Raw genomic sequence first — 4,645 nt, 5'->3', positions numbered from 1 at the left:
TCTCGGTCGTCCCGGTCGTCTCGGTCGTCCCGGTCGTCCCGGCCGTCCCGGTCGTCTCGGTTGTCCTGGTCGTGTCCGCTCCTTCCGCCGCGTCCGGTGTCCCGCCCGCAGGCTCGGGGCTCGCTCCCGAGGTCTCGGCGAGGGCGGCCACCGCCGTCTCCTCGACCGCCTCGGCCCGCTCGGCGACCCCCTCGGCCCGTGCGCGGAAGACGTCCGCGCGGGTGGACCCGCCCGGCCCCGACCCCGGCGGCTCGGTGCCGTCCGCCGGTTCGCCGTCCGTCGGGGTGCCCGCCGCGGTGGCGTCCGCCTCGGCCGGGTCCGTCGTGTCCAGGAGCAGCAGCCGGCCGTCGTCCGAGGCGATGGCGAGGCGTTCGCCCTCCGGGTCGGAGGCCATCTCCAGTACCCGGCCCAGTTGCCCGGAGGCGAGCCGCCGCATGGGGCGGTCGCCGGTGGCGCGGGGCAGCGCGGAGATCTCCACCGCGTCCTCGCCGTCCGCGTCGGTGACGTACGCGACCTGGCCGCCGCTGCCGAGCATCTCCGGCAGCCGGACCCGTACCCCGGGGGTGTCGCTGATGGTGCGGGCGGGGCCGTCGCGGTGGGTGAGCCAGTACAGCGAGCCGCGCACGTTGACCGCGCTCGCCCGGCCGGTCTCGTCCACCGAAAGCGAGCCGACGTGGCTGGCGGCGGGCACCTGGTACGTACGGCGTCCGGTGCGCGGGCCGCCGAGCCGTACCTCCAGCTTCCGGGGGGTGGCGGCCGGGTCCTCCAGGTCGCCGGCCAGCCAGAGGTCGCCGGCGCACTGGTAGACGACGCGGGTGCCGTCGCTGGAGGCGTGGCGGGCGTAGAAGGCGTCGTGGTCGGTGTGGCGGCGCAGGTCGGTGCCGTCCATCAGGCAGGAGTAGAGGTTTCCGACGCCCTCGTGGTCGGAGAGGAACGCGATCCGCCGGCCGACGAACATCGGGGCGTCGAGATGCCCTTTGATGTCCGGCAGCAGCCGCTGCCCGTGCAGCCAGAGCCGTCCGGTCGCACCGCCCCGGTACCGCTTCCAGGCGGCCGGCTCGTGCGGCGGGGTCCCGGTGAGCAGCAGGGTGCGGCGCTCGCCGTCGATGTCGGCGACGGCGATGTCGGAGACCGGGCCCCAGGGCAGGCGCCCGCCGGGGGAGCCGTCGGTGGGCACGCTGTAGGCCCAGGAGAAGTAGGAGAACGGCTGGCGGTGCGAGGAGACGGCCAGGATCTGTGCGCCGTCGCCGGTGTCGGGGGTCCAGCCGCAGACCCGGGCGTCGGTCGAGCCCCAGTAGGTGAGGCGGCGCGCCGGTCCGCCGTCGACGGGGGCGAGGTGGATCTCGGGGTCGAGCGTGCGCCAGGTCGTGTAGGCGATGCGGCTGCCGTCGGGGGAGAAGCGCGGGTGGCTGACCCGGGTGCGGTCGGCGGTCAGTCGCCACGCGCGGCCCGGCCGGTGCCCGGCGGCGGCGAGGGGGGCGACCCAGAGGTCGTCCTCGGCCGCGAAACAGAGCAAGTCCTGGTGGAGGTGCGGGAAACGGAGATACGCGACGTCGTCACTCACCCCACCCATGCTTTCGGTGCGGGGGGCCCGGGGCAACTCGTGACGCGGGAAACGTGTGGCACACCCCACAAACGAAACGATCCCGTTTCGCTTCCCGCCCGACGTAGGCTCAGGTGTACGAAACGGTTTCGTTCCTGTGAGCGAGCCGTGGACCGGAGTACGGAAGGGGGTCGGCACCCATGGCACGCACCAGGCTCACGCCTGAACGCGAGAGCGAGCTGTTCGCGGCCGTCCTCGACCTGCTCCGCGAGGTCGGCTACGACGCCCTGACCATGGACGCCGTCGCGGCCCGCACCCACTCCAGCAAGGCAACCCTCTACCGCCAGTGGGGGAGCAAGCCCGAGCTGGTGGTGACCGCGATGCGGCACAACAAGCCGGTGCGGCTGGCCGACATCGACACGGGTTCGGTGCGGGGAGACTTCCTCGCCGTCGTGACCCGTACCGACGACTGTCGCATGGAACAGGACTCCGCGCTGATGCGGGGTCTGAGCCATGCCGTCCACGACAATCCCGATCTGCACCAGGCCCTGCGTGAGCTGCTGGTCGAGCCGGAGCTCTCCGGTCTCGCCGCACTGCTGCGCAGGGGTGTGGAGCGGGGCGAGCTGAATCCGGACAACCCGGCGCTCAAATACGTACCCCACATGCTGATCGGCGCGTTCGCCGCCCGGCAACTGGTCGACGGCCGCCCCGTGGACCAGGCCTTCCTCCTCGAATATGTCGACTCCGTGGTCCTCCAGGCCCTCGGCGTCTGACGTCCCCGGCCGCTCCCCGGCGGTCCGCTCCCCACCGCTCCACCTGACACGCCGCTCTCGTCGTCGGGCTGGTTCCCCATGCCGAATTTCCCGCACACGACTTGACCGGGAGTCCGCCTCCGTGGCCACATTCCTTTACAAAATCGGGCGCCTCGCGTTCCGCAAGCGGGGCTACGTCGCCCTCATCTGGCTCGCCCTGCTGGCAATCGCCGGGGTCGGTGCCGCCACCGCGGCCACCCCCGCGGCCAGCTCCTTCTCCATACCGGGCACGGAGGCGCAGAAGGCCTTCGACCTGCTGGACCAGCGCTTCCCCGCCTCCCACGCCGACGGCGCCACCGCCCGCGTCGTCTTCCAGGTCCCGGACGGGCAGAAGATGAACGACCCGGCCAACAAGGCCGAGGTCGAGAAGATCGTCGGAGAGCTGAAGAGCGGCTCCGACCAGGTCGCCTCGGTGACCGATCCGTTCACGGCCAACGCCGTGAGCAAGGACGGCTCGACCGCGTACATCACCGTCTCCTACGACGACCCGTCCGCCAGCCTCACCGACGCGACCAAGGACGCCCTGCAGAAGGCGGGCGACCACGCCGAGGCGGGCGGGATGGCCGTGGCCGTCGGCGGTGACGCGCTCGAACCCGGCGCCGAAGGCGGCGCCACCGAGGCCATCGGCATCGTCCTCGCCGGCGTGGTGCTCGTCGTCACCCTGGGCTCGCTGGTGGCTGCCGGGCTTCCGCTGCTGACCGCGATCGTCGGCGTCGGTATCGGCGTCGCGTCGATCATGGCCCTCGCGAACGTGCTGGACCTGGGAACCACCACCTCCACCCTCGCGATGATGATCGGCCTGGCGGTCGGCATCGACTACGCGCTCTTCATCGTCTCCCGCTACCGGGCCGAACTGGCCGAGGGACGGGAACGCGAGGAAGCCGCCGGGCGGGCGGTCGGCACGGCCGGCTCCGCCGTCGTCTTCGCCGGGCTGACCGTCGTCATCGCCCTCGCGGGCCTCTCCGTCGTCAACGTGCCCATGCTCACCAAGATGGGCCTCGCCGCCGCCGGTACGGTCGTCATCGCCGTCCTCATCGCCCTCACCCTGGTCCCGGCCCTGATGGGCTTCGCGGGCAAGCGGATCATGGGCCGCAAGGCGCGCAAGGCCGCCGCCGCGGCGAACCGTCCCGACGCCAAGCCGAACGGCGGGACCCGCTGGGCCCGGTTCGTGCTGCGTCGCCCGGTGTGGGTCCTGGTCGTCGGCGTCCTCGGCCTCGGCGCCATCGCGCTGCCGGCCACCTCGCTGGAGATGGGCCTGCCGGACGACGGCTCCCAGCCCAAGAGCACCACGCAGCGCCAGGCGTACGACATGCTGTCGGACGGTTTCGGCCCCGGCTTCAACGGGCCGCTGATGGTCGTCGTCGACACCCGGCACAGCTCGGACGGCAAGACCGCCGTCAAGCAGGTCACCGACGAGATCGAGTCCCTCGGTCATGTCACGGCCGTCACCCCGGCCGTCTTCAACCCCGCCGGTGACACCGCGACGATCACCGTCATCCCGAAGGACCGGCCCAGCTCGGTCGGTACCGAAGAGCTCGTGCACTCGATCCGCGACGCGGGCGAGCACATCAAGAGCGACACCGGCGCCGAGGTCCTGGTCACCGGAGCCACCGCGATGACCATCGACTTCTCGCAGAGGATGAACGACGCGCTGATCCCCTACCTGGGGCTCGTCGTCGGCCTGGCCTTCCTCCTGCTGATCCTGGTCTTCCGCTCGATCCTCGTCCCGCTGAAGGCGGCCCTGGGCTTCCTGCTCTCGGTCGTGGCGGCGCTCGGCGCGGTCGTCGCGGTCTTCCAGTGGGGCTGGCTCGCCTCGCTGCTGGGTGTGGAGACGACCGGCCCGATCATGTCGATGATGCCGATCTTCATGGTCGGTGTGGTCTTCGGTCTGGCCATGGACTACGAGGTCTTCCTCGTCACCCGGATGCGGGAGGCGTACGTCCACGGCGAGACCCCGCACCAGGCGATCGAGACCGGTTTCAAGCACGGGGCCCGCGTGGTCACGGCGGCGGCCGTCATCATGATGGCGGTCTTCGGCGGCTTCATCGGCGCCACCGAGTCGATGATCAAGATGATCGGTTTCGGTCTCGCGATCGCCGTCTTCTTCGACGCCTTCGTGGTCCGCATGGCGATCGTCCCCGCCGTGCTCGCCCTGCTGGGCAAGCGCGCCTGGTGGCTCCCGCGCTGGCTGGACCGCGTCCTGCCGAACGTCGACGTCGAGGGCGAGGGGCTGCGCAAGCACCTCCCGGCCGACGGCGGCGACCCGGCCGGCGGTGAACGCGAGCTGAGC

General features: G+C 71.8%; 2 protein-coding genes and 1 pseudogene. 2 read left to right on the top strand and 1 reads right to left on the bottom strand.

The window, feature by feature from the left end; all coding sequences use genetic code 11:
* Positions 1 to 1,564: pseudogene (locus ACFWEP_RS31945) on the bottom strand (peptidase S41); the annotation flags it as partial.
* Between the two features lie 179 nt (positions 1,565 to 1,743).
* Here ACFWEP_RS31945 and ACFWEP_RS31940 point away from each other — a divergent pair.
* Both ACFWEP_RS31940 and ACFWEP_RS31935 read left to right on the top strand, forming a co-directional pair.
* Positions 1,744 to 2,316, top strand: a complete 573-nt coding sequence (locus ACFWEP_RS31940; RefSeq protein WP_387375375.1) for a TetR/AcrR family transcriptional regulator — start codon at positions 1,744 to 1,746, stop codon at positions 2,314 to 2,316.
* Positions 2,317 to 2,437: 121 nt separating this feature from the next.
* Positions 2,438 to 4,645: MMPL family transporter (locus ACFWEP_RS31935; protein ID WP_387375373.1), on the top strand; the 2,208-nt coding region annotated here is incomplete at its 3' end.

The sequence above is a fragment of the Streptomyces sp. NPDC060198 genome (genome assembly GCF_042728415.1).
GTDB lineage: Bacteria > Actinomycetota > Actinomycetes > Streptomycetales > Streptomycetaceae > Streptomyces.
The sequence above is the reverse complement of the archived record's forward strand: the minus strand, read 5'-3'. Positions and strand labels throughout refer to the sequence as shown.